Raw genomic sequence first — 26,833 nt, 5'->3', positions numbered from 1 at the left:
GCGGCTTGATTGGATACAGGCGACATCATACTGCGTTCGCCTCCCGGGAGGAACCTGCGGCTGGTTGTCGGCGGGGGAATGGAGTATGATACGCGCAATTTTTAACCCCCCGGATTGAGCTGGAAACCCTCCGAGTTTCGGGGGCTGTGGGCCATGGCTTATGGTCCTGACCAGCCGTTTCAGATGCCTGCCAGAGGAAAGTCTACCGATGCTTGAGTTGCGTGGCGCACCTGCCCTTTCAGAATTTCGTGCCAATAAACTGTTAACGACGCTCAAGGCCTTGGTGCCTGAGGTGACCGGCCTCTATGCGGAGTATCTGCACTTTGCAGACCTTGACGCCGAGCTGTCGGCAGAACAGGCACGGGTGCTGGATCAACTGCTGCGCTATGGCCCGGCGATGGCGGCCCATGAGCCCAGAGGCCAACTACTGCTGGTGGTGCCGCGCCCGGGCACCATCTCCCCCTGGTCGAGCAAGGCGACCGACATTGCCCGCAACTGCGGCCTTGATCCGGTACTGCGGATCGAGCGCGGCATCGCCTACTACATCGAGAGTGGTCAGCCCCTGACCGCAGAGCAGACCCAGGCATTGTTGCCGGCACTGCACGACCGCATGACCGAGGCGGTGCTCGAGAGCAGTGCCGGGGCCGAAGCGCTGTTCAGCCATGCCGAGCCCACCCCCATGACCCGGGTGGATGTCATCGGCGGTGGCCGCGAGGCTCTGGTGGCGGCCAACAGCACCCTGGGGCTGGCGCTGGCCGAGGATGAGATCGACTATCTGGTGGACAACTTCCAGCAGATGGGGCGTAACCCTTCCGATGTGGAGCTGATGATGTTCGCCCAGGCGAACTCGGAGCATTGCCGCCACAAGATTTTCAACGCCAGCTGGGATATCGACGGTGAAGCCCAGGAGAAATCCCTGTTCGCCATGATCCGCAATACCCACCAGATGCACAGCGAAGGGGTGCTGTCCGCATACAAGGACAACGCCTCGGTGATCGAGGGGTTCAGCGCCACCCGCTTTTTCCCCAACCCCGATACCCGCACCTACCAGGCCTCCGAGGAGAAGGTGCATATCCTCATGAAGGTGGAGACCCACAACCACCCGACCGCGATCGCCCCTTTCTCCGGCGCGGCCACCGGCTCCGGTGGTGAAATTCGCGATGAGGGAGCCACCGGCCGTGGCTCCAAGCCCAAGGCAGGTCTCACCGGCTTTACCGTGTCCAACCTCAATATTCCCGGTTTCCGCCAGCCCTGGGAGGGTGACTACGGCAAACCTGAGCGCATCGTGTCGGCCCTGGATATCATGATTGAGGGGCCCATTGGCGGCGCCAGTTTCAACAATGAGTTTGGCCGTCCTAACCTGTGTGGCTACTTCCGCACCTTCGAAGAGCAGGCTCCCGGCGTCAACGGGGTCGAGATGCGTGGTTACCACAAGCCGATCATGATCGCCGGCGGCCTTGGCAGTATCCGCGAAGACCACGTCGAGAAGGGCGAAATCCCGGTGGGGGCGAAATTGATCGTGCTCGGCGGTCCCGCCATGCAGATTGGCCTGGGCGGAGGCGCCGCTTCCTCCATGGCGACCGGTACCAGTAACGCCGACCTCGATTTTGCCTCGGTGCAGCGGGGCAACCCGGAGATGGAGCGCCGTTGCCAGGAGGTGATCGACGGTTGCTGGCAGCTGGGTGATGCCAACCCCATCGCCTTTATCCACGACGTGGGCGCCGGTGGTCTCTCCAACGCCTTTCCGGAGCTGGTGAACGACGGCGGCCGTGGCGGCAACTTTGAGCTGCGCAATGTTCCCAATGATGAGCCCGGCATGAGTCCGCTGGCGGTCTGGTGTAACGAGTCCCAGGAGCGCTACGTGATTGCGGTTGCGCCGGAAAACCTGGACCGCTTTGTCGGCCTGTGCGAGCGTGAGCGTTGCCCCTATGCGGTGATCGGGGAGGCGACCGAGGAGCGCCACCTCAGGGTAGGGGATCGCCACTTTGACAACAATCCGGTGGATATGCCGTTGTCGGTACTGCTGGGTAAACCGCCCCGCATGCATCGCAGTGTGACCCGCCAGAGCTTTACCCCCCAGGCGTTTGATGGCCAGGGGGTTGACCTGGCCGAGGCCGCCGAGCGGGTGCTCAAGCTGCCCGCGGTGGCCAGCAAGAGTTTCCTGATTACGATCGGTGACCGCTCCATTACCGGTACCGTGGCCCGTGACCAGATGGTGGGCCCCTGGCAGGTGCCGGTGGCCGATTGCGCCGTGACCGCCACCGATTACATCGGGGTAACGGGTGAGGCGATGTCGATGGGTGAGCGTACGCCGGTCGCCCTGCTGGACGCGCCGGCCTCCGGTCGCATGGCGATTGCCGAAGCGATCACCAATATCGCCGCCGCCTCCATTGGCAAGCTCGGGGACATCAAGCTGTCGGCCAACTGGATGGCCGCCGCAGGTCACCCTGGCGAGGATGAAAACCTGTATGACACCGTGCGTGCGGTGGGCATGGAGACCTGCCCGGAGCTGGGTATCTGTATCCCGGTGGGCAAGGACTCTATGTCGATGCGAACCCAGTGGCAGGATCAAGGTGAAGCGAAGTCGGTGACCGCGCCGCTGTCGCTGGTAATCTCGGCTTTTGCCCCGGTGCTGGATGTGCGTCGTACCCTGACCCCGCAGCTGCGCACCGACGAGGGGGACACTGACCTGATCCTGATCGATCTGGGCAGTGGCCAGAACCGTCTCGGCGGCAGTGCCCTGGCCCAGGTCTACAAGCAGGTGGGGGCGACCCCGGCGGACCTGGACGATGCCGAGGATCTCAAAGCCTTCTTCGCCGTCATTCAGGGGCTGAACAGCGACAACAAGCTGCTGGCCTACCATGACCGCGCCGATGGCGGCCTCTTTGTCACCCTGGCGGAGATGGCCTTCGCCGGCCGTGCCGGGGTTGAAGTACACCTCGAACGCCTGTGCGGCGCTGAGAATGAACTGGCGGCTGTGCTCTTCAGCGAGGAGCTGGGTGCGGTTATTCAGGTGCGCCAGGGGGATACCGAGGAAGTGCTGCAGCAGCTGACCGCCGTGGGTCTGGGCGAGCAGAGCAGTGTAATTGGCTCTGTGGAGGCCACCGACAGTCTCAGTTTCCTGTTCGCGGGGGAGACCGTTCTGGAGAACTCGCTGGAGCAGTACCAGCGCTGGTGGGCAGAGACCAGTTACCGTATCCAGGCGATGCGCGATAACAGCGATTGCGCCCGACAGGAGTTCGATGCCCTTGCTGACCGCGATGATCCGGGCCTGCACGCCGAACTCAGCTTTGATATCAACGAGGACATTGCCGCGCCCTACATCAGTCGTGGAGTGCGCCCCGAGATCGCCGTCCTGCGGGAACAGGGGGTAAATGGCCATATCGAGATGGCGGCGGCCTTCGACCGCGCTGGGTTTGCCAGTGTTGACCTGCACATGAGCCAGATCCTCAGCGGCCAGGTGGACCTGTCCCGCTTCAAGGGGCTGGTGGCCTGCGGAGGCTTCTCCTACGGTGACGTGCTGGGTGCCGGCGAAGGTTGGGCCAAGTCGATCCTCTTCAACGAGCGTGGCCGGCAGCAGTTTGAGGCTTTCTTTGCGCGCCCCGACAGTTTTGCGCTGGGGGTGTGCAACGGATGCCAGATGCTCTCCAACCTGCACGCGCTGATCCCGGGCACCGACCATTGGCCCCACTTTGTGCGTAACCGCTCCGAGCAGTTCGAGGCGCGGGTAGCCATGGTTGAGGTACACAAGAGCCCCTCCATCCTGCTCAAGGGGATGGAAGGCTCACGCATGCCGATCGCAGTTGCCCACGGTGAGGGTCACGCCGAGTTTGCCAGTGCCCAGCAGTTGGCGTTGCTGAACCAGCAGGGGGTAGCAGCGCTGCGCTATGTGGACAACTACGGCCAGGTGACCGAGCGTTACCCCGCCAACCCCAACGGCTCCCCCGAAGGGATCGCCGGCCTCAGCAATCTCGACGGGCGTGTCACCATCATGATGCCGCACCCCGAGCGGGTCTATCGGGCGTTGCAGAACTCCTGGGCTCCCGACAGCTGGCAGGAGGATGGGGCCTGGTTGCGGATGTTCCGTAACGCCCGGGTGTGGGTGGACTGATCCGGAAGCGAGCCGCGGCGGGCGCTGCCTGCCCATAAAACAAAACACCCCGCATAGAGCGGGGTGTTTTGTTTCTGGCCGTTAAAAAACATCGCCGTAGCGGACGGCCTGATGTGGCCCTTAACCCAGCTGGTTAAGGATCAGGTAAAGGCTGGTGCACAGGGAGGTAAAGGCGGTGCCAAGCAAAAGAATTTCCCTGTTAGTCAACTGGTCATCCATGGCGGTACTCCATTGCTCTTGATCCATACTTGGATTATAGGTGGATCGGGTTTGTGATCAAGTTCACTTTTGTCGGAGGTTGTCGGTTTTCGGTAGTCTTATGTGTACGAGATTGTCCATCGGTATCGCTGCTCGTTGATGGCTTGCGCCGCGAAGGCAGAACTGTCATGGTGCGTCGGTTATCACCTCAACCAGGAGTTCCTTCCGTGAAAAGGATGTCGTTAAACAGCTTACTCGCCTTGGCCTACGCGCTGCTTCTCCTCTCCAGCACCGGTGTGCGGGCACAGGCGCTGGCAGACCTGTTTGAGCGGGTCGATTCCAGCGTCGTTACCATCCGGGTGAGTGAACAGGTGATCGACCCGGAAAAAAGCAGCGCGTTGCGCTCCAGCCGCAGCCTGGGCACTGGCGTTGTGATCTCCCGCGAGGGGCAGGTGATGACCGCCAACCATGTGGTTGAGCTGGCCGATGCGGTGGTAGTTGAGTTTGTCTCTGGCGAGATGATCACCGCCAAGGTGGTTGCGGCCAACGCTTCCAGCGACGTAGCCTTACTGCAGCTTGATTCCCTGCCCAAGTCCCTTTCGGTCGCCAAGCTGGGGAATTCCGACAAGGTGCGGATCGGCGACCAGGTGGTGGTGATCGGCTCACCCTACGGGGTCAAACATTCGCTGTCGGTAGGCTATGTGACCGGTCGCCGTGAAGCGGGCCGGGTACGCGGTCAGTTGACCCCGGTAGAGTTTTTACAAACCGACGCGGCCATCAACCAGGGTAACTCCGGTGGCCCCATGTTCAATATCGCCGGTGAGGTGGTGGGCATCGTCAGCCATATTCGTACCCGCTCCGGGGGCAATGAGGGGGTGGGCTTTGCCTCTACCATTAACCTCGCGCGCAGGCTGTTGCTTGAGGATCCGAGCTTCTGGGCCGGGGTCGAGGTGATGGCGTTGGGTGAGAATGAGGCGCGGGCGCTGAATCTTCCCCAGGACTATGGCTTGCTGGTGCAGCGGGTGGCACGTAACTCGCCCGCCTATTTCCTGGGGCTGCGGCACGGCTCTATTCCGGTCAAAATCGGCCATGAGGATATCCTGCTTGGGGGGGACATCATCATCAGTATCATGGGGGTTCAGTTGACCGAAGGTTTGCTGGAGTCGCTGGATTCACCGATTCGCAAACGGATGGCGCAGTTGAACAAGGGAGATCGTATCGAGATGACGGTCTACCGTGCCGGCGAGGTGGTCAAGCTGTTTACCACGCTTTAGGAGCAGCGATGTATAAGATTGCATTCTTCGTGCCTGAAAGCCACCTTGAGGCGGTGAAAGAGGCGCTGTTTGCGGCCGGTGCCGGCACCCTCGGGGACTATGCCCGCTGTGCCTGGCAAATCCGGGGTGAGGGGCAGTTCATGCCCCTGGCCGGGGCGGACCCCTTCACCGGAAGCCCGGGTGTGCTGGAACGGGTGCCCGAGTTCAAGGTGGAGATGGTCTGTGCTGATGATTGCATAGCCACGGCGGTGGCGGCCCTCAGGCAGGCCCACCCCTATGAGACTCCCGCCTACGAGGTGTGGCCCCTGGCCGACTTCTAGTCAGTTGGCGCGCACTGGTCTCAGCAGGGCTTCGGAGCGCACCGGGAAGTGGTTGTGTTGCCGGTCGGCAAAGAAGTGGCGCAGGGTGCGCCCGATAGTGGGAAAGGCGAGCTCATCCCAGGGGATCTCCTGCTCGGAAAGCAGCTGGACCTCAAGGCTTTCCGTACCAGCCGCGTAGTTCTCAGAGCTCATCTGTGCCAGATAGAAGAGGTGCACCTGGTCGATATGGGGGAGGCTGAACATCGTATAAAGCTGCAGCTCCCTGACCTCAGCACAGGCCTCTTCAAGGGTTTCCCGGGTGGCCCCCTCTTCGCAACTCTCTCCGTTTTCCATAAAGCCGGCCGGTAGGGTCCAGTATCCGTAGCGGGGTTCGATGGCGCGTTTACACAACAATACCTTATCACCATAGATGGGGATGCAGCCGGTGACGATCCTTGGGTTTTGATAGTGGATCAGGTGGCAGCTGGAACAGACGTAGCGGGGCCGGTTGTCCCCCGGGGGGGTGGTGAGGCGAACCGACGCGCCACATTGACTGCAAAACTTCATGCTTCCCCCGTTAAGTCGCGAGCCACTCCAGTATAAAAGGAGATAAGAAAAAAGAAACGGCCAGAAACCAGACCCCTTCGGGCCCGGACAGCGGCCAAGGCTAGCGATGGCTGGAGCGACTCGCCCTCAGGGGGTAAACGTTGGCCCTGTTTTGGAGGTAGGCGTAGGGGTTACTAATCACCTCGCCCAGCGAGTCGAGTGCTTCGTGCATCAGGTTGGAGAGCACAACGCAACGGCTGACGGGGTTGGTACTGTTGCGAGTCTTTATATCGGCCTGGAACTGGACGCTGCGCAAGCGGGATTGAAGATGCCGGGGGGCATCCTGTATCTGCTGATCGATCAGCCGCGCCTTGAGGGCGTCGAACTGCTCGGGATCGGATTGCACCAGCTGCATCAACTCATCAAATGAGGGTATGTCGGTCAAAACTGCCTCCCGCACTGTGGTTGGCCTTACCCTAGATACTAGAAAGCATATCTGCGCTTGTATACATAAGAACTTGACTGTTTTGCTATAAGTGCCCTTGGTTGATATTTCTCAAGGCAGAGGGGTGGAGATTGAAGTCCCGCCAGCTTCTGGCAATAATGGGGCTCCCCGAACCGGATAAGTGGCCGCTGTTTTTGCCGCTCTCATCGCAGGACATCATGATCAAGCAATTGACCGCCCGAATGCAGCAACATCAGCCGCGCGCTCTTTTTTCAAGGGGGGTCGATACAGAGTTGCCCGAGGCGGGAGTTTTAATTCCCCTGCGGGAGCGGGGGGGGATTTTGGAGATGGTGTTGACCCTGAGGTCCAGCCAGCTATCGACCCACAGCGGCGAGGTGGCCTTTCCCGGAGGCAAGTGGGAGGCGGGTGATAAGGACCTGTGGCACACCGCGCTGCGTGAAAGTCACGAGGAGATTGGTCTGGAGCCCTCGAGTGTGGTGCATCTGGGCGAGTTGGGCCCCCTGGTTTCCCGTTTTGGTATCAAGGTGACGCCCTTTGTCGGGATGATTCCGCCGGATGCGGAACTCTACCCCAACCCGGATGAGCTCGAGAGCATCTTCTCAGTACCCCTGGCCTTTTTCCTGCAGGATAATCGCTTGCGCACCGACCCGATACGATTTCAGCAAAAGACCTACCATGTGCCCGCCTATGAGTATGAGGGGTACCAGATCTGGGGTCTGACTGCGGTTATGTTGGTGGAGCTGTTAAACGTAGCCTTCGATGCCAATATTCCACTCGACGTCCCCCAGCTCAGTGCCGATAACCTGACCCGCTAAGGCGGCCACCGCCCATTATTAACCTTTTCCAAATCAATCTTTCTATTAAGGATGCCTTATGATCTATCAGCTGGAAGAGCGTAAGCTAGAAACCGCTAACCAGGAATACTATGTGGCCGATAGTGCGATCCTGATCGGATCGGTCCGACTCGAAGCCAACGCCAGTGTCTGGTTCAATGCCGTCATCCGTGGAGACAATGAACTCATTACCATTGGAGAAAACAGCAATGTCCAGGATGGATCCGTGTTGCACACCGACCCTGGATTTCCGCTGACCGTTGGGAAAAATGTAACTATTGGTCATAAGGTGATGCTGCATGGCTGCGAAATCGGTGATGGCTCCCTGGTCGGAATCAATGCGGTGGTACTTAACGGTGCGAAGATTGGCAGAAACTGCATTATCGGAGCCAATGCGCTGGTGCCGGAAGGTAAGGAGATTCCCGATGGCTCTGTTGTGATGGGGTCGCCTGGCAAGGTGGTGAAGCAGTTGAGTGAAAGCCAGCAGCAGATGCTGGCGGTGGGTGCCCACCACTACGTCGAAAACGCCCGGCGCTACCGCAAAGAGCTCCAGCCTGACCCACGCTTTGAGAAGGATGTTTAGCCATGGATAAGTCTCCGGTTGCCTCCCCCTGTGTCAGTATCTGTGCCTTGAATGAGGAGGATATCTGTATCGGCTGTTACAGAACCGATCAGGAGATTATGCGTTGGCGGGAGATGGGAGAGGAGGAGAAGCGCCAGGTGGTCAGGATGGCCAACCAGCGAGCCGTGGAGCTGGGAAGATCCCTAGCGGGGTCTCGCTAGTCCCGGTTTCAATGGAGGAGGCCATGCCGACCGTTACCGGTTGTCCGGCCTTGAAGCCTCAGGGAGGGCGGGAAGGGTTATTTGAACTTGCACCTCCCGAGCCACTCTATCAAACTACGGCGACAGCTTTGGCTCGCACCCTCAGGGTTGGGATGTGGCAGCCTAAAAGAGTCGTTTGGATCGAATGAAAAGGGTCGTGGAATGAAAAAAATTGTTGGACCGGGGCTGTTAACCCCCCTGTTGGTGGCATCATCTATCGCCTGGGCCGCCGAGCGACCGGCCAATACCTATTTCTCCATGGCCATCACCGAAAACTCCCATAATCATTATGGGGAAAACCTGCTGTATCTCGACTTTTCCCCCAGGGAGGCGGGAGCTTCCCAGCACCCCAGGACGGTGCAGTCGGTCCGCGTCGAACCGGGCCAGATAACTGCAGACGGGGTGGCTGATGAGTGGGACTCGTCGCGCTTCACCCTGATCAAGCCCCGGGTGATGAATAACTATCCCCTCAGCAATCACCGTGATGCGACCCCCACCGACATCCTGTTGGGCTCCGCCTGGGACGGCGAGTACCTCTATTTTGTGGTGCAGTGGGAGGATGCCAACGGCGATGCCTCCATCAATCGTAATCGTTGGGTCTACAGGGGCGGACAGTGGGTACCCATGCCCCTTACCCCTTTCCGGCCCGGTACCGCTGCGGCGACGGCGGTGAACCGCAATGACCGTATGCAGGGTGTGGAAAGCGAGGACCGCGCCTTCTTTATGTTCCCGATGGTGGATCGTCAGGGTAACTTCAAAAGCGGTGGCCAGGGGTGTGGTGGCTACTGCCATGCCAACCTCGCCGTGAGTGGGGACCCTGCCAAGGCGGGAATAGGCGATGGCTCGGCTGCGATGCACACCACTGTTGAGGGTGATATCGCGGACCTGTGGCACTGGACCGCTACCCGGCACCTGCCCATGAATACGCTCTGGGATGGCCGCGTGGAGTATGGCCTGGAAAGTTACAACGGGCGTAAAGGTGATGAGGGCAACGAGCCCTTTATCGATAACGCCCTGACCAAGCCGTTCCGCCCGCAATACGTTCACCGGGGTGACCTGGAATCGGGTTCTTACACCATCCCTGGCTTCAGGACCGAGCGCCTTGTCGAGGCGGACCTCATTCCGATTACCGAGGATATGCAGTTCGCTGAAGGGGTTTCCCTGCCCTACTACATAGGCACCCCGGGTCAGGGAAGCCGTAACGATGTCTACAGCGACGCCCGTTTTGATGAGGCTACAGGGCGCTGGACCCTGGAGTTGAAGCGTAAACTGGTCACCGCTGACCAGCAGCACGATCGCCAGTTCACCCCCGGTGCGGATGCCCCTCCCCCTGTGGATGAGCTGGTGGTGCGGGGCGATATTGAGCGTGGCGCACAACTCTTCAAGGAGAAGGCCTGCTCCGCCTGTCACGGTGAAAATGGCGAGGGGACCTTTAACGGAGAGACCTGGGATTACCCCCGTAACCAGCGTACCTCGGCACAGGCTATCCTGAATGCGGCCTCTATCCTGCGCCCGAGTCGCCAGCAAAATGTGATACATGAGCTTAAAAAGTGGGATGAGCAGCCACCGGCAGCCTTGATGCCCTATGTCACGTTGACGGCCCAGGAGGCGGAAGATATAGCCGCCTGGTTGCAGACCCGCTATACCCCCTTTGGGCAGTAAAGAAGCAAAAAAAACACCGGTCAGGCCGGTGTTTTTTTTTGCCTGAGCAACGCGCTATTAATGTTAGTGCTTGCTGTGCTCTGACTGCAGTGCCCCTTCGGCGTCCTCTGCCAGGTCCGGGCGGATAAAGGCGGTGAAGACGTATTCGGTGACGTGGGCTACCTCCTGGTAGGTCAGCACTTTATCCCAGGCGGGCATTTCGGAGCCGTGGCTACCCTGGGCGATGGCATCAAACAGGTGGGGGCGGTTGAGCTGTTGCTGCGCCGCCGGGTGGTGGAAGTCCCGTGGTTTGGGGAAGATGAAGGTTGAACGGGGTCCGTTTCCATCCCCCTCGGTACCATGGCAGTTAGCGCAGGTGCTGTCGTAGAACAGCTTGCCCCAGGCTGCCTTGCCTTCGAGCCCCATCGGCATGCCCAGGCTCATATCAGCCACCTTGAACTCGTGTTCATGCTCCTCGCCTATGGCGCCGGAGCTGTGGTCGTTGTCACCACCGTCCATAGGGCCCATGGCGGAGTGGTCATCGTGCCCGGCCGGGGTGGATTCATCCGTTGCGCGGTTGGCGGCGAGCTGGTCGAGCGGCATAAAGGTGTTGCGGATATAGTCCACCACAATCTCGATTCGCTCTTCGCCCAGACGGTTGATCCAGCTGGTCATCGGGGTATTGGGGCGCCCGTAGGAGATCGAGAAGATCATGCGCTCCCGGGTGAGCTCCTGGGCCGACTGCAGGGAGGTAAAGTCACGGGGGGGGACGGATAGCCCGCCGGTAGCCCGCGATTGACCATTCCCCTTGTCCCCGTGGCAAACGGAGCAGTAGTTCTGGTAGATCGTGTGACCGTCCATGGAGTCGGCGGTGTGGCTGTCGGCTGCGCTCAGCGGCTGGCTGACGCCTATACAGCCGGTAATGGCGGCAATCAGGAGGGGGCGAGGATAGCTCATGGTCTCTCTATTCGGGATGTTCATTCGAAGCATTATTCAGATCCTAAGGGTACACCCTGTGGAGGGTGATGGGGAGAGTGAGGTCGATTTTTTATCAACCTAAACACCGCCTTGGGGCTCTTATCACAGGGCGTTGGAGGTTTATGGCTGTTTTATTACAGGGCCCAAGCCTTTGGTTGTTTCGCCGGGGATCAGCCTGTATTGTTTGACCATGTATCATGACGTGATTTAGGGGGGCCCTCCCCTCGTTTATGAATAGTTTCGAGCATCTACTTACCCTAGAGGAGCGCCGTCACCTCCAGCGCCAGCAATTGCGCGACTTTATCTATTGGAGCGCGGTGCTGGTGGTGGTTGTCCTGGTGGTGGTCGATTTTGCCCTCAATCAGGTGAAAAAGATCGAAACCGACCGCCTGGTTCGCTCGGCCCAGCTGGAGCTGCAGGCCTATACCGCCTTTGAGGCGGAGCGTCTGGGTAACCTGGCTAAAGAGGTGGTGGCCCTTTCCCGGGACAGCACCCTGCTCAGTTACGTTACCGAGCGAGATATCCAGTCCCGCCAAACCCTGGAGACCCATTGGGTTGGGGTCGCCTGGTTTGAGGCGCGTTACAGCCAGATCAGCCTGTTGGACCCCTATGGGTTGGAGATGGTTCGGGTTGAATACGATGCGATCAACAACCGGGCCTTCGCCGGTAGCCAGCTGGATTATCTGGGAGAAAGTTATTTTGTCGAGGATGCCGCCTCCCTCGAAGTCGGTGAGGTCTACTTCTCCCGGATCGACCTTGCCCAGGGTGAAACCATCCCCCAGATTGTACTGCGGGCCATTACACCGGTGGTTGACCTCTCGGGACAGCGGGACGGGCTGCTGGTGCTTTCTCTGCGTGCTGAGCAGATGCTGGGCGGGTTCTATCAGGGGCTGGGTAGCGGCTTTTACAGTAACGCCATGGTGGATGACCAGGGCGACTATGTGATCGGCAGCCAGGCGATACCTTCGGAGTCGGGGCTGTCCGACAGCCTTGGAATGGATCACCCGCTGCTGTGGCGTAGCATGCAGGTGCTGGACAGTGGCAGCGTCAAGATCCCCGGGGGGATGGTGGTGTTTCGCAACAGCAGTCTCGGCTTCTCCGAACACACGCGCAAACGTTACCTGCTCTCCTACATCTCCGATGCAACGGTTGAGGAGGCAACGGCCTACCAGCGTCGTGTGGTCCTCGGCGGGGCGGCGGTCTTTACCCTGCTGGCAATGGGGTGGTTCTGGTACATCAGTGGCGGCCTGCTGCAGCGTACCCTGCGCAAGCGCATGCTGGATGTGGTGTCGGGGGTGTTTGAAAGCAATGAAGCTATTTGCATTACCGATGCCGAGGGCCGTGTCGAGGCGGTCAATGGTGCCTTCGGGCGCACCACCGGCTACCTGCCCGATGAAGTGATCGGGAGAAAAATCAGCATCCTGAACTCCGGGCGTCATGATGAAGCGTTCTTCGCCTCCATGTGGTCGTCGCTCAAAACCCAGGGGTTCTGGAAGGGCGAGGTCATGAACCGCCACAAGAGCGGTGAGGTGTTCCCCGAGCTGCTGTTGATCAGTGCGGTGCGGGGCGAGAAGGGTGAGATCGTCAAATATGTCTCCCATTACGTCGATATTACGGAGCAGAAAAAGCAGGAGCGGGAGCTGAAGCTGGCTGCGGCTGCCTTTGAGACCAACGTCGGGGTGGTGGTGACGGATCCGTCAGGTTCCATCCAGCGAGTGAATGGAGCCTTTACCCGTATTACCGGTTACTCCGCCGAGGAGGTGGTGGGAGAGAATCCCAGAATGCTGCAGTCGGGTTACCATGATGCCACCTTCTACCAGCAGTTGTGGCAGGCGATACTGGATCAGGGGTACTGGCGCGGCGAAGTCTGGAATAAACGCAAAAATGGCGATATTTACCCCGAGTGGATCACCATCACGGCGGTGCGTGACGAGGATGGGGAGACGCTCTACTTTGTTTCCACCTTCGAAGATATCACGCGCCGTAAGGAACTCGAGAAGGAGCTGGAGCGGCTCGCGACCACCGACAGCCTGACCGGGTTGTGGAATCGGCGCCGGTTCGAGCAGGAGCTGCGCAAGGAACTTCACTACAGCCAGCGCTACGGCGGCGGCTTTACGTTCGTTATTTTTGATATCGACCATTTCAAACAGGTCAACGACAGTTTTGGCCACGATGTTGGGGATGAGGTGATTCAGCGGGTGGCTGACTGCGCATCAAACATGCTGCGGGCGGTGGACAGCATTGGTCGTTGGGGGGGGGAGGAGTTCGTGCTGCTGCTGCCCAAATCGAGCGAGGCGGACGCCCTGGTGATCTGTGAACGCTTGCGGCTGGCCATTGAGCACGATGAGACCCACCCCAGGATCACCTGCAGCTTTGGTGTTTCCCAGTTTCTGGAAGGCACTACCGAAGATGACATGATCAAGCGCGCAGATCAGGCTCTATACCGCGCAAAAGAGTCAGGAAGGAACTGCGTCTGTCTGGCGGAGGCTGAAGAAGCGGTTAAAAACAGCAACTAAAGGGAGGTTTTGGCAAGTGGCGTATTTATTGCAGGATTGTTGGTTCTTTGCTATCCGCTTATAGGGGTGGCGCTGTTTTGTCATCGTTTGGTGACTAGTCGTGATGCTGAATGGGGCGGAAGGCTCGCTGTCCGGCGGGTCGAATAGGACGCTTCTGGGATTTAATCCGTAGGCAGGAGAGGACTGAATGATTGAGCCCGAACTCGTAGATGTACCCTTTCTGGTTGCTGAGCAGGCCCAGCGGCCCGAGGAGGGCTACTGTGACCTGGAAACCCTGATGGCCGGTTTACAGCAAGCCCCGCGCATCGGTCGATACCAGGCGGACGGGCGCTTCCAGGAAGATCGCCACCTGATGCTGAAGTTTCATCAGGTGTTACCCGAGATGATCGAGGGAGTGGGGGGGGGACCCCGGACGCTCACGTATGGCAAGTACAAACTGGCCTCTTTGCAGAAGGGCTCTTTGATGCTTCATCTGGAGTGGCTTCCCGAACAGGTCCTGGGGGTGAGCGACTGCAAGTTTTCCTTTGCGCAAACGATCTGCCGTTCCATGGGGTTGGAGGTCCTGCTGCTCGATCTTCATGGCCCTGTCTACGAGGTACTGATGCCCGCCTCGGTAGAGTCGATGCTACGGGGACTCAGCTTCAGGGCAAAGCGGGATATTGTCGAGCGCCTGCGGATGAAGCGGGAATTTTGTATTCACTCAGAGTTCAATAACGAATCTCGAGAGGGACAGTCGGTCAGGCCGATCGGGGCTTTTGGCTGGCACTGTCACCGTTGCCCTCAACTGTGTGAGGCCTGAGACCATGGGAGCCTGTTAATGATCTCAGCGTCTCGGTTAAAAGGAATCTTGGGTCTAGTATGAGATACAGATTACTGTCGTTAGTGATCGCGATCGCGACCTTTGTTGCGATACTGTCCGCTGTTGTTTGGCTGAGTAATCTTGACCGGCAGACCCACCGTAATGAGTTCCGCAGCCAGGTGGTTGAGCAGTTAAGCAAAAAACACGCGCTGCTGGAGGCGGCGGTTAACCGTCGTGTTGCTTTGGTGCAGGGGCTGGCGGCCTTCGCAAAAACCCAGCTGTACACCCTGACCGACCCCAAATTCAGGACCTTCGCCGCCGAGCTCTACGGCCGTGTTGACGGGGTGCGCAGCTTGCAACTGGCCCCCGACGCCGTGGTGACCTACGTCTACCCGATCGAGGGCAATGAAAATGTGCTTGGGCACAACCTGCTGGGTGACGCGGTCCGTAAGGAGGCGGTGCTACGAACCATCAAGGAGCGGGCGTTTGTGCTGGCGGGCCCTTTCCCCCTCTTACAGGGGGGGGAGGGGGTGGTTGCGCGCCTGCCGATCTACCACAACCGACATGGGGAGCCTGCTTTCTGGGGGTTTGCAACCATGGTGCTGGATGTTGAACCTCTCCTGAGTGAGGCCGGCCTGCTTGAGGATGGCCCCATCCACTTCTCGCTGCGGGGTAAGGATGCCCGTGGTGCCGATGGTGAGGTGTTTTTTGGCCCCCTTTCGGTGTTCCAGAAAGAGGCGCTGGTACAGAACGTCGAGCTTCCCTGGGGCAGTTGGCAACTGGCGGCCTACCCCAAGGGAGGCTGGCTAATTGATGATCCCTTCAGCCGTCATCTGCTCCCGCTGGGGGCGCTCCTCGCGCTGCTGCTGGGCCTGGTTGTGTTTGCCCTGCTGGAGGCCCCCCGGCTACTGCGCCGTGAGGTGCAGCGGCGCACAGCCGAGCTGGTGGAGACCACCGAACAGCTGGCGCGGGGAGAGGCTCGCCTGAGCTCCCTGATCAACTCGATTCCCGACATGATCTACTTCAAAGACATCAAGGGGGTTTACCAGGGCTGCAACCGGGCTTTCTCCGACTACGTTGGCCAGCCCATTACCGCCATCATTGGGCATACCGATGGCGAGCTGTTCCAGCGCCAGCCGGGCAACTACTTTCATGAGATCGATTATGAGTTGAGGCGGCGCCAGGAGCCGCGGCGCGATGAGGAGTGGGTGCGCATCGGCGGCCAGCAGCGGCTGCTCGACACCCTGAAGCTGCCCTACCGAAACGAGCGGGGCGATGTTTTAGGCTACATCGGCGTCTCGCGGGACAGTACCGAGCGCAAGAACAGCGAGCTGGCTCTGCGCAGCAGCGAGCAGCGCTATCGGGAGATGATCGAGGGAATCGATTCGGTGGTGTACCGGGTCAACCTGCCTGACGGCGATGTCGAGTACATCAGTCCCTCGGTCAGCCGCATTTTTGGGGTCCCGGCAGATGAGTTCCTCAATATCTTTGATGTGCTGGATCGCCAGAGTTTCTCCGTCACCGGAACCGCTTCGGGGCAGGCACTGAAGGCCTTTTCCTGGGCCTTTGAGGGCAAGCAGAGCCGGGAGGGTGAGTTCAGGATATTGCATGCCGAGACCGGGGATGTGCGCTACCTCCGTCACTTTGACCGTGCGCGCTATGATGATGAGGGTAAACTGCTGGGCATCGATGGTATCTGTGAAGATATTACCGAAAGCAAACAGCAGGAGCAGCGCCTGCGTCAGATTGCCGAGGGGGTTTCCGGCAAGATAGGTGAGGACTTTTTCCACTCCCTGCTCAGCTATCTCTCCAGCCTCAGTGGTATGGACATCGCGTTTATCGCCACCGTGGATGAGGCCAGGAACGAGGCGAGAACCCTGGTGTGCTACGAGGATGGTCGACCGGTTGGCAATTTTGTCTATGAGCTTGCGGGTACCCCCTGCGAGGATGTGCTCAGGAGTGAGATGTGCTATGTCGATTCCGGGGTGATCAATCGTTACCCCGAAGACAAAATGCTGGAAGAGATGCAGCTGGAGAGCTACGTAGGGACGCCGCTGGTTGACAGTGAGGGCAACCACTGCGGCTTGCTGGTGTTGCTTGGGCGTAATGTGATCCAGAAGCCCAAGGAGATCGAGTCCCTGCTCAAGATATTTGCCGTCAGGGCGTCAGCGGAGATGGAGCGCCAGCGGCAGCAGGATAGTTACAGCAAGGTCTTGCAGGCGGTCGAGCAGAGTCCGGTATCGGTTGTGATTACCGACACCAGTGGTGTGATTGAGTACGTGAACCCGGTGTTTAGTGAGATCAGCGGCTACAGTGCCACCGAGGTGATTGGCCAGAACCCGAACATACTTAAGTCAGGCAAGCAGGACGACGCCTTTTATCGGGCGATGTGGGGGGAGATCACCAGCGGTCGTGAGTGGCATGGTGATATGGTTAACCGTGGCAAGGATGGGCGCGAATATTGGGAGCATGTCTCCATCTACCCGCTGGTGGATGATCAGGGCACCCCGGTCAACTATGTGGCCCTGAAAGAGGACCTGACCCTGCGCAAGCAGCAGGAGTCCCGTCTCAAACTGGCTGAAACCGTGTTTGATGTGACCAGTGAGGCGATCATCCTGACCGACTCCGAAAACCGCATCGTAACCGTCAACCCGGCCTTTACCCGCATTACCGGCTATACCGCCGAAGAGGTGATTGGCCGCAATCCGGGCCTGCTGAGTTCGGGCCGGCAAAGCCCCGAGTTTTATGGCCAGATGCAGGAATCCCTGGATCGGTTTGGCCACTGGGAGGGGGAGATCTGGAACCGGCGCAAGAACGGAGAGGTGTACCCCGAGTGGTTGTCGATCGTGGTGTTGCGGGAAAACGACCAGAGCGTCAAATACCACGTGGCGGTGTTCAGCGATATTACCCGGCGCAAGGAGAACGAGTCGCTGATTTTCCACCAGGCAAACTACGATGCCCTGACCGACCTGCCCAACCGGCACCTGTTCTTTACCCTGTTGTCCGATGCCCTGCTCAAGGCTTATCGCAATGGTACCCAGGTGGCGGTGTTGATGATCGACCTGGATCGCTTTAAATGGATCAACGATACCCTCGGCCATAACCGTGGAGATGAGCTGCTGCTGGAGGTGAGTCGGCGCCTGAGGTTGTGCCTTGGCGAAAGCAAGTTGTCCCGCCTCGGGGGCGATGAGTTCGCCGTGATACTCTCCAAGGTGGAGAATCCGGACAAGATCGCCAAACTGTCGCGTAAGTTGCTGGAGCAGGTGGCTGAACCCTACACCATCAAAGGTGAGGTCTGCCATATGACCGGCAGTATCGGCATTTCCATCTTCCCCTCGGATGTCCAGCCCTCCAGCGACCCGGCCGAAACGGTGCGGGAGCTGCTGCGTCATGCCGAAAGCGCGATGTACCGTGCTAAAGCCGATGGTGGTAATGGCTATCGCTTCTTCACGCCAGAGATGAACGCCTTGGTTGTCCAGCACCGGCAGCTGCAGGCGGAGCTGTTCAACGCCATCGAACGCGATGAGTTCTGCGTGCACTACCAGCCCATTGTTTCGGCCCGCACTGGCAAGCTGGCCAGTGCCGAGGCGCTGGTGCGCTGGAACCACCCCGAGCGGGGCATGGTCTACCCCGATGGCTTCATCACCTTTTCCGAGGAGAGCGGGCAGATTCTGCGTATCGGCAACTGGGTCCTGAACAGGGTGTGCCAGCAGATCCAGCAGTGGTTACAAAACGGGTGGGAGCCGATCAGGGTTTCGGTCAATGTGTCACCCCGGCAGTTTCATGACCCTGAAACCGCCAAGGAGATTTTGTCAATCCTGAAAAAGGCCGATGTTTCACGCAGTTACATCACCCTTGAAATCACCGAGGGAATGATTCTCGAGGATGATCACCGGGTGCTGGAGTTGATGGATAAAATCCGCAAACTTGGGGTCAAATTCTCCATTGATGACTTTGGCACGGGTTACTCTTCGCTGGGCTACCTGAAGCGTTTTCCGGTTGATTATCTCAAAGTGGATCGAGCCTTCATTACCAACTTGCACACCAGCGAGGATGATCGACAGATCGTCAAGGCGGTGGCGGCACTGTCGGAAGCGCTGGACCTGCAAACGGTCATTGAGGGGGTCGAAACGGCAGAGCAGTACCAGTTGCTTAGCGGCATGAGGGTGGATTATCTGCAGGGCTACCTGTTCAGTAAGCCACTGGGTCTCACAGATTTCGAGCAGCTGATGAGAGAGTGGGACGATAAGCGCGCATCCCTCAATTTTATCATATAGAATCCCTTGCTGATTCTTAGGCTTTTATCTCAATAGAACGGGCGGGGTATCCATGTTTCTGTTTTGGTTGATTACGGTGCTGATGGTTGTTGTTGCACTGGGTTTTGTGCTGGTTCCTCTGATGCGGTCAACAAAGGCGGATGCCGATGTGCTGGATGAATCGGCGGTTAACGTTGCGGTCTACCGCGAGCGGATGGCGGAGCTGGAGGCGGATCGCGCAGAGGGCAAGATCGACGACAAGGAGTTTGCCCGCCTGCAGCTGGAACAGCAACGGGCGTTGCTGGAAGATGATGCCATGGTGGTGGCTAAAAAGGCCGGCCACGAGGGGGCTCGCTGGGTATTGCCTGCCCTGGTACTGGTGCTGCTACCTCTCTCCAGCTACGGTCTGTACCTCAAACTGGGGGCCAGTGACCTGTTGACTCTCCCACCCCAGGCCGAAGCGGCGAATCCCCACGGAGAGGGCTCCATGGAGGGGATGGCCATTGCATTGTTGCAGGAGCTTGAGGCCGATCCTAATAACTCCCAGGGCTGGTTTACCCTGGGGCGTACCTACACGGCGATCGGTCGGTATGAGCAAGCGGCAGAAGCCTTTGACCGGGTAAGCCAGATTCTGGGCAAGGAGCACGCAGAGATTTTGGCGCAAAAGGCGCAGGCCCTTTACTTCGGTAGTGGTAACCAGGTGACACCGCAGATCCAGGCAATTATCGATCAGGCGCTCGCCGATGATGACATGGATCCGGGTTTGAACGGCCTGCTGGGTATGATCGCCTATGACAGCGGGAACTTCGCGGATGCGGTCATGCGTTGGGAGAGAATGCTGACCAATATTCGCCCTGGCATGAGTGAAGAGGGTATCCGGCAGGCGATTGAAATGGCTCGCCAGCAGCTGGCAGGCTCCGGTGGAGAGTTACCGGCCGCCGCTTCCTCGTCGCCTGCGTCGGCAGCTGCTGCTAGCGGGCAGGGTGTGTTTGGTGACAAGCCCCTGAAGGTTCTGGTTGAAATTGACCCAGGCCTGCTGGAGCAGGTTGATGGCTCCAGCACCGTGTTTGTCGCCCTCAAGCGCGCCGATGGCCCCCCCATGCCGCTGGCGGCTGTTCGCTTGCAGGCGGGACAGTTGCCTACCCTGGTATCGATCGATGATCGTAACCTGCTGACCCAGGGGGTCATAGTGGACTCCGGGGAGGCGTTGCTGCTGAGCGCGACACTCTCAAAATCGGGAACCGCAGGTACTAAATCTGGTGATCTGAGGGGCGTTACCAGCCCTATGACCCTGTCCGAGATGGGTGAAAAAGTGATCCAGGTCAATATTGATTCGGTTGTCCCCTGACTCAAAGTGTGAATCCGGTCACTTTTGCTGGGGTTGTCTCCTTATTTAGAGTGTGAACCAGTTCATGGTTCGCTTTTTGCTTTATGCTAGTCGTATGCGACGTTAGCCGAAGTCGCGTACGGCTCCCGCCATTTGGTGCCATACACTGTGCTTGTGCCCGTGCCGGGAGTGCCGCAGACAATCTGCAGCCATTAGGAATAATGATCGGCGTAACTTGAGGCACTTAAACTATGCGTTTTCATCTAGTCCGTTACTTCCTATTAACGAGTCTGGTGGCATTTTCGATTGTCGCTGGTAGCTTGGCCTATCTGCAGAACCGGACCGCTTTGGATAACCTGGTGGCCCAGGCAGAAAGCAGTAACGTCAACCTGGCCAAGGCGTTTGCCAACTCGTTGTGGGCGGAGTTCGAACCTCTGGTGAACCGCGCCTCAACCCTGTCCCGTGAGCAGTTAAAAAACGCCCCCGAGCAGCCTCATCTTTACGGCCTCGTGCAGGGGATGATGGCGGGTACCAACGCACTTAAAGTGAAAGTATTCAATCTAGAGGGCCTTACCGTCTTCTCCACGGAGGCCGCCCAGATTGGAGATGACAAAAGCAAGAACGCCGGTTACCTGTCGGCGGTAGGCGAGCGTCCGGCGAGTGAGTTGACTCACCGAGACACCTTCAGTGCTTTCGAGCAGGTGGTAGAGGATCGTGACGTTATCTCCAGCTACGTGCCGCTCTACGCCGACGGCAACCTGGTAGGGGTATTCGAGATCTACTCCGACATGACCCCGTTGATCGACCATATCGATGAAACCAAGTATCTGGTGCTGGGGTCTGTTATCGGCCTCTCCATCCTGCTTTATGTTGCGCTGTTTTTGATCGTGCTGCGTGCCAACAACATCATCAAGGAGCAGGCCGAAGAGAACACCCGTGCCCAGGGGCATCTGGCGAACTCCGACAAAATGGCCTCCCTCGGTCGTATGGTGGCGGGGGTGGCCCACGAACTCAACACCCCCCTGGCCTTTGTGGGAAGTAACGTCTCCATGATGCGGGAGGTGCTGGAGGAGATCGAACTGCCCCACCGCTGGGGTTCTCGCCTGATCCAGCTGGCGGGCAAGAGTGACCAGCCCGAAGTGCTGGTCAAGCTGGATAAGCAGCGTTATGCCTCAGAGATCAATAACTATGAGGCGATGGAGTTGAGCGAGGTGGAAGAGCTGATCGACTCAACCCTCAGTGGTGTAGAGCAGATGCGCGATCTGGTCGTTAACCTGAAGAACTTCACCCGTATTGATCGTGCCAAGGTCAGTGAGTACAACCTGAACGATGCAATCAAGAATGTCTTCTATATCGCCCGCAGTTCCATCGCCACCACCATTGAGTTCGAGCAGGATCTGGGTGAGATCTATCCGGTGGCCTGCATGCCATCCCAGATCAATCAGGTGTTGATGAACCTGATGATCAATGCCGGTCAGGCGCTGGGTGATGAGGGCAAGATGACGATCCGCTCGCGTATGGAAGGCAATAATGTCGTGATCGATGTCGAAGACAACGGGCCTGGCATCAAGCCGGAAGACCTGGAGCACATCTTCGATGCATTCTATACCACCAAGGGTGAGGGTGAGGGGACCGGCCTGGGTCTCTCAATCTGCAAGGAGATCATTGCTGAGCATGGTGGTGACTTGACCGTTAAAACGGTCGTTGGCGAGGGCAGCTGTTTCACTGTTCGCCTGCCTGTGGCTGACCTGCCTAACTAAGGGCATCAATGATGTCAGGAGTGAGAATATGGTAACTCGACGCGCAAGAATATTGTTTGTGGATGACGAACCTAAAATTCTGCACGCACTGAAGTGGTTGTTCAGAAAAGGGTACGATGTGGCGGTTGCAGAAGGTGGCCAGGAGGCCCTTGAGCAAGTCAAAACCTTCAAGCCCGATGTGGTTGTTAGCGATCAACGCATGCCGGGCATGACCGGTACCCAACTGCTTAACCAGATTAAGGTGATCTCTCCCGGCACCATGCGCCTTCTATTGACGGGCTACTCGGACTACAAGGCGGTGGTCAACTCGGTGAACGAGGGTGAGATCTACCGCTTTGTGCACAAGCCCTGGGTGAATAGCCAGATTCGTAGCGTGGTTGAAGAGGCGGCCAATACTGCCCTTAATTCCCCCGAAATAGTGCCCGAGCAGGCTGTAGCTGATGGCCCCTCCCTGGGGGCTCAGTCCGCAGTGGTTGAGTCGGGTAATATCCTGGTGATCGATGATGATGAGTCCGCCTGTAATCAGCTGCAGGAGGTGCTAGGCACGACCCACAACCTGCTGTTTGCGCGCTCAATGGATGATGCCATGAGCCTGTTGGAGAGCAATCCGGTAGGGGTGGTGATCTCCGAAGTCAGTATCGGGAGCGGGGATGTCACCACTCTGATCAAGCTGTTGAAGCGCCATTATCCCGAAATTGTCTCGGTAGTGATGACCTCGCAGGAGGACGCAAACATCATCATCGAGTTGATCAACCAGGGGCAGATCTACCGCTTTATGAGCAAGCCGATCAAGGCGGCTCAGTGCAGGATCAACGTTGAGTCGGCTTTGCGCAAGCATCGGCTGCTTCACACCAACCCCGCGCTGCAGCGGCGGCATAAGGTGGTTGAGGTGCGCACGTCGCCTGACCCTGAAGCGGCTCCTGCTGAGCAGGCGGCTGACCAGGAGGTGTTGCCAAAGGTGAGCCCCGGTATGTTTGACAGCATGCTGAAGCGGGTGCGGAGGCTGGGAAGCCTTTGGCGTTAATGCGCTGAGACAAGCACAAAAAAGCCCGGTTTCCCGGGCTTTTTTGTGGGCGCTGTCCCGCTATTTTTGAGGCGGAATGAGGGTGCCTTTTTCGAGGCTGCTGGAAACCTGTTTTGTGAGCTCTTCAAGCAGCGTCATCTGGCTCTGGGGGTCGAAAGCTTCCGAGAGGATTGACCACACCAGCTCCTTGTTTTTCATCTCGTAGAGGTTGAACTCAAGCTTGAATACGGTGTAGTCCACGTAGTATCCGCCGGTCTGTGTATAGCTGTAGAGTGAGGGGTAGTCCCGATCAAAGCCGCGGTTGGCTCGGTCGTAGTAGTCAAAGGGGGCGCTCACCTCCGTACGAGGGGGGATGTAATCCTGCCCCTCCTCAGTGCCCACCAGCCGGGAAACCATCACGCTGTCGGCGCCAATTCGTTTGGCTGCGCTGATAACCGCCTCTTTATTGATGTCGCTCACCTCGGGCTTGCCGCTCGCCTGATACCAGGTGGTTGCCTTGATGCCCCTTTCGGTGAACATGCGTGCAAAGCGGTCCTCGACCATTCGCCGGTCACGGGTCTCCTTGGCGGTAGAGATAATCAGTACATGGGTAAGTGGGCCTGAGAAGTCAGGATCCTTCCACTCTGAGGTTACCTGGGAGGTGGCGCATCCGGTGAGCAGGGTGATAAAGGCGATCCCTATCGCAATCAGTGTCCGCTTCATAAAATCCTTCTCAATGGTTTGTGTGCTATCGACTGAGTATACTGGCTGGGATTGCAAATACTACCCTGACGCCGACAGTTGAGGTGGTTATCGCGTTTATGTGATCTGGCTGGCACAGGCCTGTATGGACTGCCTTGCCTGCAGGAAAACGGTTGCCTTAAACGCGGCTTGTGCACAAAATATGGGCGCTATCTAATCAGAACAGGATCGAGTCAATGAGAAAAGCGTGTCGACAGCTGATCGCCGGAGTGAGTGTGTCCCTAGCGGTATTGGTGGCGCCTTTAGCCATCGCAGAGGAAAACCTGGCGCTGGGCTATTACCTGCCTATGGCGGAGCAGGGCTCCCCTTACGCCCAGCTCACGATCGGAGAGCTCTATATGCTCGGGGAGGAGATTCCCAAGGATGATATAGAGGCGTACGCATGGCTGAAAACTGCATTGGCGCAGGGTGTTGAAGAGGCAGAGCCTCTGCTGAAGGAGTTGGACAAGCAGCTCGCCGGTGAGGCCCTGCAGGAAGCGCAGTTACGTGCCAGCCAGTATATTGAGGCTTACAGCTTGCCCTGAGCTTCCAGGCTTTGGGAATCCAGGGCACAAAAAAAGGCCGCCTCGGTAAGGCGGCCTTTTTGTTGGCCGATGAAAAAGATCGACCGCGATGGGCAGAGTTACTTGCTCATGAACTCGATGGCTGCTTTGTAGTCATCGTCAGAGCAGTCACCGCACATGCCGCCAGCCGGCATTGCATTCTTGCCGTTCTTAACGCTGGCCAGCAGAGCATCCATGCCTTGCGCTAGACGGGGAGCCCAGGCCGCAGCATCGTGCGAAACGGGGGCACCGGCGACTCCGGCGGCGTGGCATACCTGACACGCTTTTTCATAAACAGCTTTTCCGTCAGCTGCGAATACGGAGGTGGACAGCAGCAGAGCTGCAGCGCTAGCAATTACTTTTTTCATCAGTTCTACCTTTTCGTTTTAGGTTAGCCACGCTGTTCGGTGGCGGATCACTATAGCAGCTAATGTGCCAAGCTGCCCCTTTAAGCTAGCCTAGTTGATCATCGTTTGATTGCAATCAATATAGGACGATGGTCGAGACTCGTCTAGTTGGCAACGCTAACAGCGGCTGCAAACAGAATGCTGTCAAACGTGCGCGCCAGGCTTTTGCTGGTGAAGTTGTGCATCTCGGAGGCAGAGCCCCACTGTACGGTGTCATTCACCTTTACCTGAATGGCCGGCGCGGCAACCCACACCGTCTTGGCGCCGGTGTCCACCTCCATGTAGCTGTAACCGCCCGCTTCCTGCACGGCCAGCACTTTTCCGCGAGAGGTGGAGGCTTCACGGGCCGCCAGCTGCTCGTCGGTCATATAGCTGGAGACAAACAGAATCTGGTCAAAGGTCCGGCCGAGGGACTTGGAGGTGAAGTTGGTCATGACCGCGCCCTGGCCCCAGGAGATATTCTGGCCAGCCTGAACCGCGGTCTGGGGACCGGCAATCCACAGCTGCTGGCCGTTGGTGTTGACCTGGGCGTAGGTGTAGCCACCTGCATTCAGGGCCTCAACGACGGTGCCCTGGTTGAAGCCTGCGGGGAGAGCAGGGTGTGCTGCAGCTGCTGTGGACGGGTGAGCAGCGGTTTCATGGGAGGGCGCCGGGGTGGTATCGATAACGGCGGTGGTGGCAAACCACGCGGCGGCGGCGGCAATGAAGATGTAGGATGTCTTGATCATAATAATTCCTGATAGCTGGATCGCTCCAAAGGGTAACTCCCGGAGCACATTGACGGTCTCTAGTGTACCATATGCGGGTACGCAGGCACCGCCATGTTGGTTTCTTCCGGAGTGCCACTTTTGGTGAACCCAGAGTAAGAAACGGCTGTCGAACTATGCAAGTAATATACCCTTTGGCGGGCTGTGGCACGCTATTTGAGTGTGTTTAGTGCCCTGGTTGTCTCGAACGGTATCGGAGTTTATTTGAGTCAGCGTTATTCCTCTTTGGTTGCCCCTGCCTGGTTGCTGCTTGGCATTTTGGCTTTTTTCGTTGCCACCCTGCTGGCCGTAGTGTTGGTGGTCAGCCGTATGCCCTTTCCAGGCCACTTTCTGGCTGATGAAAACCTGTTTCGCAGCACGCTGGTGTTGCACGTCAATATGGCGGTCCTGATCTGGTTTGGCGCCTGCGTCGGCTTCCTCTGGAGTGAGCGTTCCTCCTCCCTTGGCAGGTGGTCCCTGGTTTCTGTAACCCTGGGTGGGTGCGGGGCCTTGATGTTGTTGCTGGCCGGTACCCTGCCCGCCACCCCGATTCTCAGCAATTACGTGCCGGTCATTGATCACCCCCTGTTTCTGTTGGGGCTCAAGTGCTTTATGGCTGCCTTGGTGTTACAGGGGGGAAGCTGGTGTGTTGCCCATCTTTTCCGCTGCCACCGGCAGCTCTCTGCGCTGGACCTTAGTCTCTTTTCGCTTGTTCTGCTGCTGGCGCTGACCCTGATGACGGTGGTGGCTGCGGTCTGGTCCCTCCCTCGGGACCTGCCCCCTGAAACCTATTTTGAACTGCTGTTCTGGGGAGGCGGGCATTTGGCCCAGATCCTATACGCCCAGCTGTTGGTTGCCGTATGGTTGCGACTGATGGGCGGTACGGCCCTGGCTGGCTCAACAACGCTGCTTGTACTGATGCTTCCGGTGCTCGCTGCCTTGTCGTCACTGTGGCCGGTGCTTACCATGGATCCGCGTTCTGCAGAGTATCGCGATTACTTCACCCAGCTGATGCGCTGGGGGAGCTGGTTGGCGGTTCCCTTTATCGCCTGGCAGGTATGGCGTGAACGCGCCGCATTCAGCCCTGTGATGCGTGTTGTGTTTCCCGGATCGCTGGCGCTGTTCGTCGTGGGGTTGCTGGTAGGGGCCATTATTCGTGGCGATAATTTAATGGTACCAGCCCATTACCACGCCACCACGGGGGCGATAAACCTTGCGCTGATGGGGCTTGGCTACGCCTGGTTGCAGCGTAAAGAAGCCGTTGCCCGCTGGTCAATGCATCAGCTGCGCCTCTATGCGGTCGGCGTGATGCTGATGGTGATGGGGTTGGCGCTATCCGGTTATCTGGGGGTAGGGCGCAAGGTGACGGTCAAAGGACACCTGCTGGATGAGTGGTCAGAACAGATGTCCATGACCCTGATGGGGGTGGGCGGGCTGACCGCAATCGCGGCGGTTTTCCTTTTTGTGGGAATTCTTTTTTTGCTTTTAAGAAATCGATCGTCATCTTTTGACCTTTCGAGTCGACATACCTAGAGCTGAAGTTAAAG

At 58.3% G+C, this 26,833-nt stretch carries 21 protein-coding genes; 15 read left to right on the top strand and 6 right to left on the bottom strand.

Annotated features, from left to right (window positions below; all coding sequences use genetic code 11):
* Positions 1-208: 208 nt before the first annotated feature.
* From purL to D0544_RS09570, 3 genes are all read left to right on the top strand, one after another.
* A complete protein-coding gene (purL, locus tag D0544_RS09580) occupies positions 209-4,111 on the top strand; it encodes a phosphoribosylformylglycinamidine synthase (RefSeq protein WP_125015720.1) in 3,903 nt (1,300 codons plus the stop codon).
* Positions 4,112-4,545: 434 nt separating this feature from the next.
* Positions 4,546-5,583: a S1C family serine protease gene (locus D0544_RS09575; RefSeq protein WP_243647312.1), complete on the top strand. Its 1,038-nt coding sequence runs from the start codon at positions 4,546-4,548 to the stop codon at positions 5,581-5,583.
* Between the two features lie 8 nt (positions 5,584-5,591).
* Positions 5,592-5,903 carry a YqfO family protein gene (locus D0544_RS09570; RefSeq protein WP_125015718.1) on the top strand — a complete coding sequence of 104 codons (312 nt, stop codon included), beginning with the start codon at positions 5,592-5,594 and terminating at the stop codon, positions 5,901-5,903.
* On the opposite strand, the gene D0544_RS09565 is transcribed toward D0544_RS09570, so the two are convergent.
* Positions 5,904-6,449, bottom strand: a complete 546-nt coding sequence (locus tag D0544_RS09565) for an NUDIX hydrolase (RefSeq protein WP_125015717.1) — start codon at positions 6,447-6,449, stop codon at positions 5,904-5,906.
* A 100-nt stretch (positions 6,450-6,549) separates the two neighbouring features.
* Complete coding sequence (locus tag D0544_RS09560; protein WP_125015716.1) at positions 6,550-6,873, bottom strand: DUF3135 domain-containing protein; 324 nt, start codon at positions 6,871-6,873, stop codon at positions 6,550-6,552.
* Between the two features lie 218 nt (positions 6,874-7,091).
* Here D0544_RS09560 and D0544_RS09555 point away from each other — a divergent pair, with 218 nt between their 5' ends.
* From D0544_RS09555 to D0544_RS09540, 4 genes are all read left to right on the top strand, one after another.
* Complete coding sequence (locus D0544_RS09555) at positions 7,092-7,709, top strand: NUDIX hydrolase (protein ID WP_125015715.1); 618 nt, start codon at positions 7,092-7,094, stop codon at positions 7,707-7,709.
* A gap of 58 nt (positions 7,710-7,767) precedes the next feature.
* The gene (locus tag D0544_RS09550; RefSeq protein ID WP_125015714.1) at positions 7,768-8,310 is read left to right on the top strand and encodes a gamma carbonic anhydrase family protein; all 543 of its coding nucleotides are present in this window, start codon (positions 7,768-7,770) and stop codon (positions 8,308-8,310) included.
* A gap of 2 nt (positions 8,311-8,312) precedes the next feature.
* Positions 8,313-8,510, top strand: a complete 198-nt coding sequence (locus D0544_RS09545; RefSeq protein ID WP_125015713.1) for a DUF1289 domain-containing protein — start codon at positions 8,313-8,315, stop codon at positions 8,508-8,510.
* A gap of 201 nt (positions 8,511-8,711) precedes the next feature.
* Positions 8,712-10,211, top strand: coding sequence for an ethylbenzene dehydrogenase-related protein (locus D0544_RS09540; RefSeq protein ID WP_125015712.1), 1,500 nt, complete (start codon positions 8,712-8,714; stop codon positions 10,209-10,211).
* Between the two features lie 63 nt (positions 10,212-10,274).
* Here D0544_RS09540 and D0544_RS09535 read toward each other — a convergent pair whose 3' ends face one another.
* Entirely contained in the window at positions 10,275-11,147 is an 873-nt protein-coding gene (locus D0544_RS09535) for a c-type cytochrome (protein WP_164880890.1), read from the bottom strand.
* Between the two features lie 251 nt (positions 11,148-11,398).
* Here D0544_RS09535 and D0544_RS09530 point away from each other — a divergent pair, with 251 nt between their 5' ends.
* From D0544_RS09530 to D0544_RS09505, 6 genes are all read left to right on the top strand, one after another.
* Positions 11,399-13,684 carry a sensor domain-containing diguanylate cyclase gene (locus tag D0544_RS09530; protein WP_125015710.1) on the top strand — a complete coding sequence of 762 codons (2,286 nt, stop codon included), beginning with the start codon at positions 11,399-11,401 and terminating at the stop codon, positions 13,682-13,684.
* A 187-nt stretch (positions 13,685-13,871) separates the two neighbouring features.
* Positions 13,872-14,483, top strand: a complete 612-nt coding sequence (locus D0544_RS09525) for a hypothetical protein (RefSeq protein ID WP_125015709.1) — start codon at positions 13,872-13,874, stop codon at positions 14,481-14,483.
* A gap of 59 nt (positions 14,484-14,542) precedes the next feature.
* The gene (locus tag D0544_RS09520; RefSeq protein WP_125015708.1) at positions 14,543-18,760 is read left to right on the top strand and encodes an EAL domain-containing protein; all 4,218 of its coding nucleotides are present in this window, start codon (positions 14,543-14,545) and stop codon (positions 18,758-18,760) included.
* Between the two features lie 52 nt (positions 18,761-18,812).
* Positions 18,813-20,087, top strand: coding sequence for a c-type cytochrome biogenesis protein CcmI (ccmI, locus tag D0544_RS09515; RefSeq protein WP_125015707.1), 1,275 nt, complete (start codon positions 18,813-18,815; stop codon positions 20,085-20,087).
* A gap of 272 nt (positions 20,088-20,359) precedes the next feature.
* Positions 20,360-21,826 carry a sensor histidine kinase gene (locus D0544_RS17405; RefSeq protein ID WP_164880889.1) on the top strand — a complete coding sequence of 489 codons (1,467 nt, stop codon included), beginning with the start codon at positions 20,360-20,362 and terminating at the stop codon, positions 21,824-21,826.
* Between the two features lie 28 nt (positions 21,827-21,854).
* A complete protein-coding gene (locus D0544_RS09505; RefSeq protein WP_125015705.1) occupies positions 21,855-22,850 on the top strand; it encodes a response regulator in 996 nt (331 codons plus the stop codon).
* A 60-nt stretch (positions 22,851-22,910) separates the two neighbouring features.
* Here D0544_RS09505 and D0544_RS09500 read toward each other — a convergent pair whose 3' ends face one another.
* Complete coding sequence (locus D0544_RS09500) at positions 22,911-23,552, bottom strand: hypothetical protein (RefSeq protein ID WP_125015704.1); 642 nt, start codon at positions 23,550-23,552, stop codon at positions 22,911-22,913.
* A gap of 215 nt (positions 23,553-23,767) precedes the next feature.
* Here D0544_RS09500 and D0544_RS09495 point away from each other — a divergent pair, with 215 nt between their 5' ends.
* The gene (locus D0544_RS09495) at positions 23,768-24,115 is read left to right on the top strand and encodes an SEL1-like repeat protein (RefSeq protein ID WP_125015703.1); all 348 of its coding nucleotides are present in this window, start codon (positions 23,768-23,770) and stop codon (positions 24,113-24,115) included.
* 98 nt (positions 24,116-24,213) lie between these two features.
* Here the strand turns inward: D0544_RS09495 and D0544_RS09490 are convergent, their stop codons facing one another.
* Both D0544_RS09490 and D0544_RS09485 read right to left on the bottom strand, forming a co-directional pair.
* A complete protein-coding gene (locus tag D0544_RS09490; protein WP_125015702.1) occupies positions 24,214-24,501 on the bottom strand; it encodes a c-type cytochrome in 288 nt (95 codons plus the stop codon).
* A gap of 143 nt (positions 24,502-24,644) precedes the next feature.
* The gene (locus D0544_RS09485) at positions 24,645-25,268 is read right to left on the bottom strand and encodes a GW dipeptide domain-containing protein (RefSeq protein ID WP_125015701.1); all 624 of its coding nucleotides are present in this window, start codon (positions 25,266-25,268) and stop codon (positions 24,645-24,647) included.
* 243 nt (positions 25,269-25,511) lie between these two features.
* Between D0544_RS09485 and D0544_RS09480 the strand changes: the two genes are divergently transcribed.
* Positions 25,512-26,819, top strand: coding sequence for a cbb3-type cytochrome c oxidase subunit I (locus tag D0544_RS09480; protein ID WP_125015700.1), 1,308 nt, complete (start codon positions 25,512-25,514; stop codon positions 26,817-26,819).
* Positions 26,820-26,833 lie beyond the last annotated feature (14 nt).

It is taken from the genome of Aestuariirhabdus litorea (assembly GCF_003864255.1).
GTDB lineage: Bacteria > Pseudomonadota > Gammaproteobacteria > Pseudomonadales > Aestuariirhabdaceae > Aestuariirhabdus > Aestuariirhabdus litorea.
Note: the sequence above shows the minus strand (reverse complement) of the source record. Positions and strands in the feature narration are given on the sequence as shown.

What these genes read in the sequence shown, in the direction of transcription:
- purL (WP_125015720.1), top strand. Translation starts at nt 209, where the DNA reads ATGCTTGAGTTGCGTGGCGCACCTGCCCTTTCAGAATTTCGTGCCAAT.
- D0544_RS09575 (WP_243647312.1), top strand. Translation starts at nt 4,546, where the DNA reads ATGTCGTTAAACAGCTTACTCGCCTTGGCCTACGCGCTGCTTCTCCTC.
- D0544_RS09570 (WP_125015718.1), top strand. Translation starts at nt 5,592, where the DNA reads ATGTATAAGATTGCATTCTTCGTGCCTGAAAGCCACCTTGAGGCGGTG.
- D0544_RS09565 (WP_125015717.1), bottom strand. Translation starts at nt 6,449, where the DNA reads ATGAAGTTTTGCAGTCAATGTGGCGCGTCGGTTCGCCTCACCACCCCC.
- D0544_RS09555 (WP_125015715.1), top strand. Translation starts at nt 7,092, where the DNA reads ATGATCAAGCAATTGACCGCCCGAATGCAGCAACATCAGCCGCGCGCT.
- D0544_RS09550 (WP_125015714.1), top strand. Translation starts at nt 7,768, where the DNA reads ATGATCTATCAGCTGGAAGAGCGTAAGCTAGAAACCGCTAACCAGGAA.
- D0544_RS09545 (WP_125015713.1), top strand. Translation starts at nt 8,313, where the DNA reads ATGGATAAGTCTCCGGTTGCCTCCCCCTGTGTCAGTATCTGTGCCTTG.
- D0544_RS09540 (WP_125015712.1), top strand. Translation starts at nt 8,712, where the DNA reads ATGAAAAAAATTGTTGGACCGGGGCTGTTAACCCCCCTGTTGGTGGCA.
- D0544_RS09535 (WP_164880890.1), bottom strand. Translation starts at nt 11,147, where the DNA reads ATGAGCTATCCTCGCCCCCTCCTGATTGCCGCCATTACCGGCTGTATA.
- D0544_RS09530 (WP_125015710.1), top strand. Translation starts at nt 11,399, where the DNA reads ATGAATAGTTTCGAGCATCTACTTACCCTAGAGGAGCGCCGTCACCTC.
- D0544_RS09525 (WP_125015709.1), top strand. Translation starts at nt 13,872, where the DNA reads ATGATTGAGCCCGAACTCGTAGATGTACCCTTTCTGGTTGCTGAGCAG.
- D0544_RS09520 (WP_125015708.1), top strand. Translation starts at nt 14,543, where the DNA reads ATGAGATACAGATTACTGTCGTTAGTGATCGCGATCGCGACCTTTGTT.
- ccmI (WP_125015707.1), top strand. Translation starts at nt 18,813, where the DNA reads ATGTTTCTGTTTTGGTTGATTACGGTGCTGATGGTTGTTGTTGCACTG.
- D0544_RS09505 (WP_125015705.1), top strand. Translation starts at nt 21,855, where the DNA reads ATGGTAACTCGACGCGCAAGAATATTGTTTGTGGATGACGAACCTAAA.
- D0544_RS09500 (WP_125015704.1), bottom strand. Translation starts at nt 23,552, where the DNA reads ATGAAGCGGACACTGATTGCGATAGGGATCGCCTTTATCACCCTGCTC.
- D0544_RS09495 (WP_125015703.1), top strand. Translation starts at nt 23,768, where the DNA reads ATGAGAAAAGCGTGTCGACAGCTGATCGCCGGAGTGAGTGTGTCCCTA.
- D0544_RS09490 (WP_125015702.1), bottom strand. Translation starts at nt 24,501, where the DNA reads ATGAAAAAAGTAATTGCTAGCGCTGCAGCTCTGCTGCTGTCCACCTCC.
- D0544_RS09485 (WP_125015701.1), bottom strand. Translation starts at nt 25,268, where the DNA reads ATGATCAAGACATCCTACATCTTCATTGCCGCCGCCGCCGCGTGGTTT.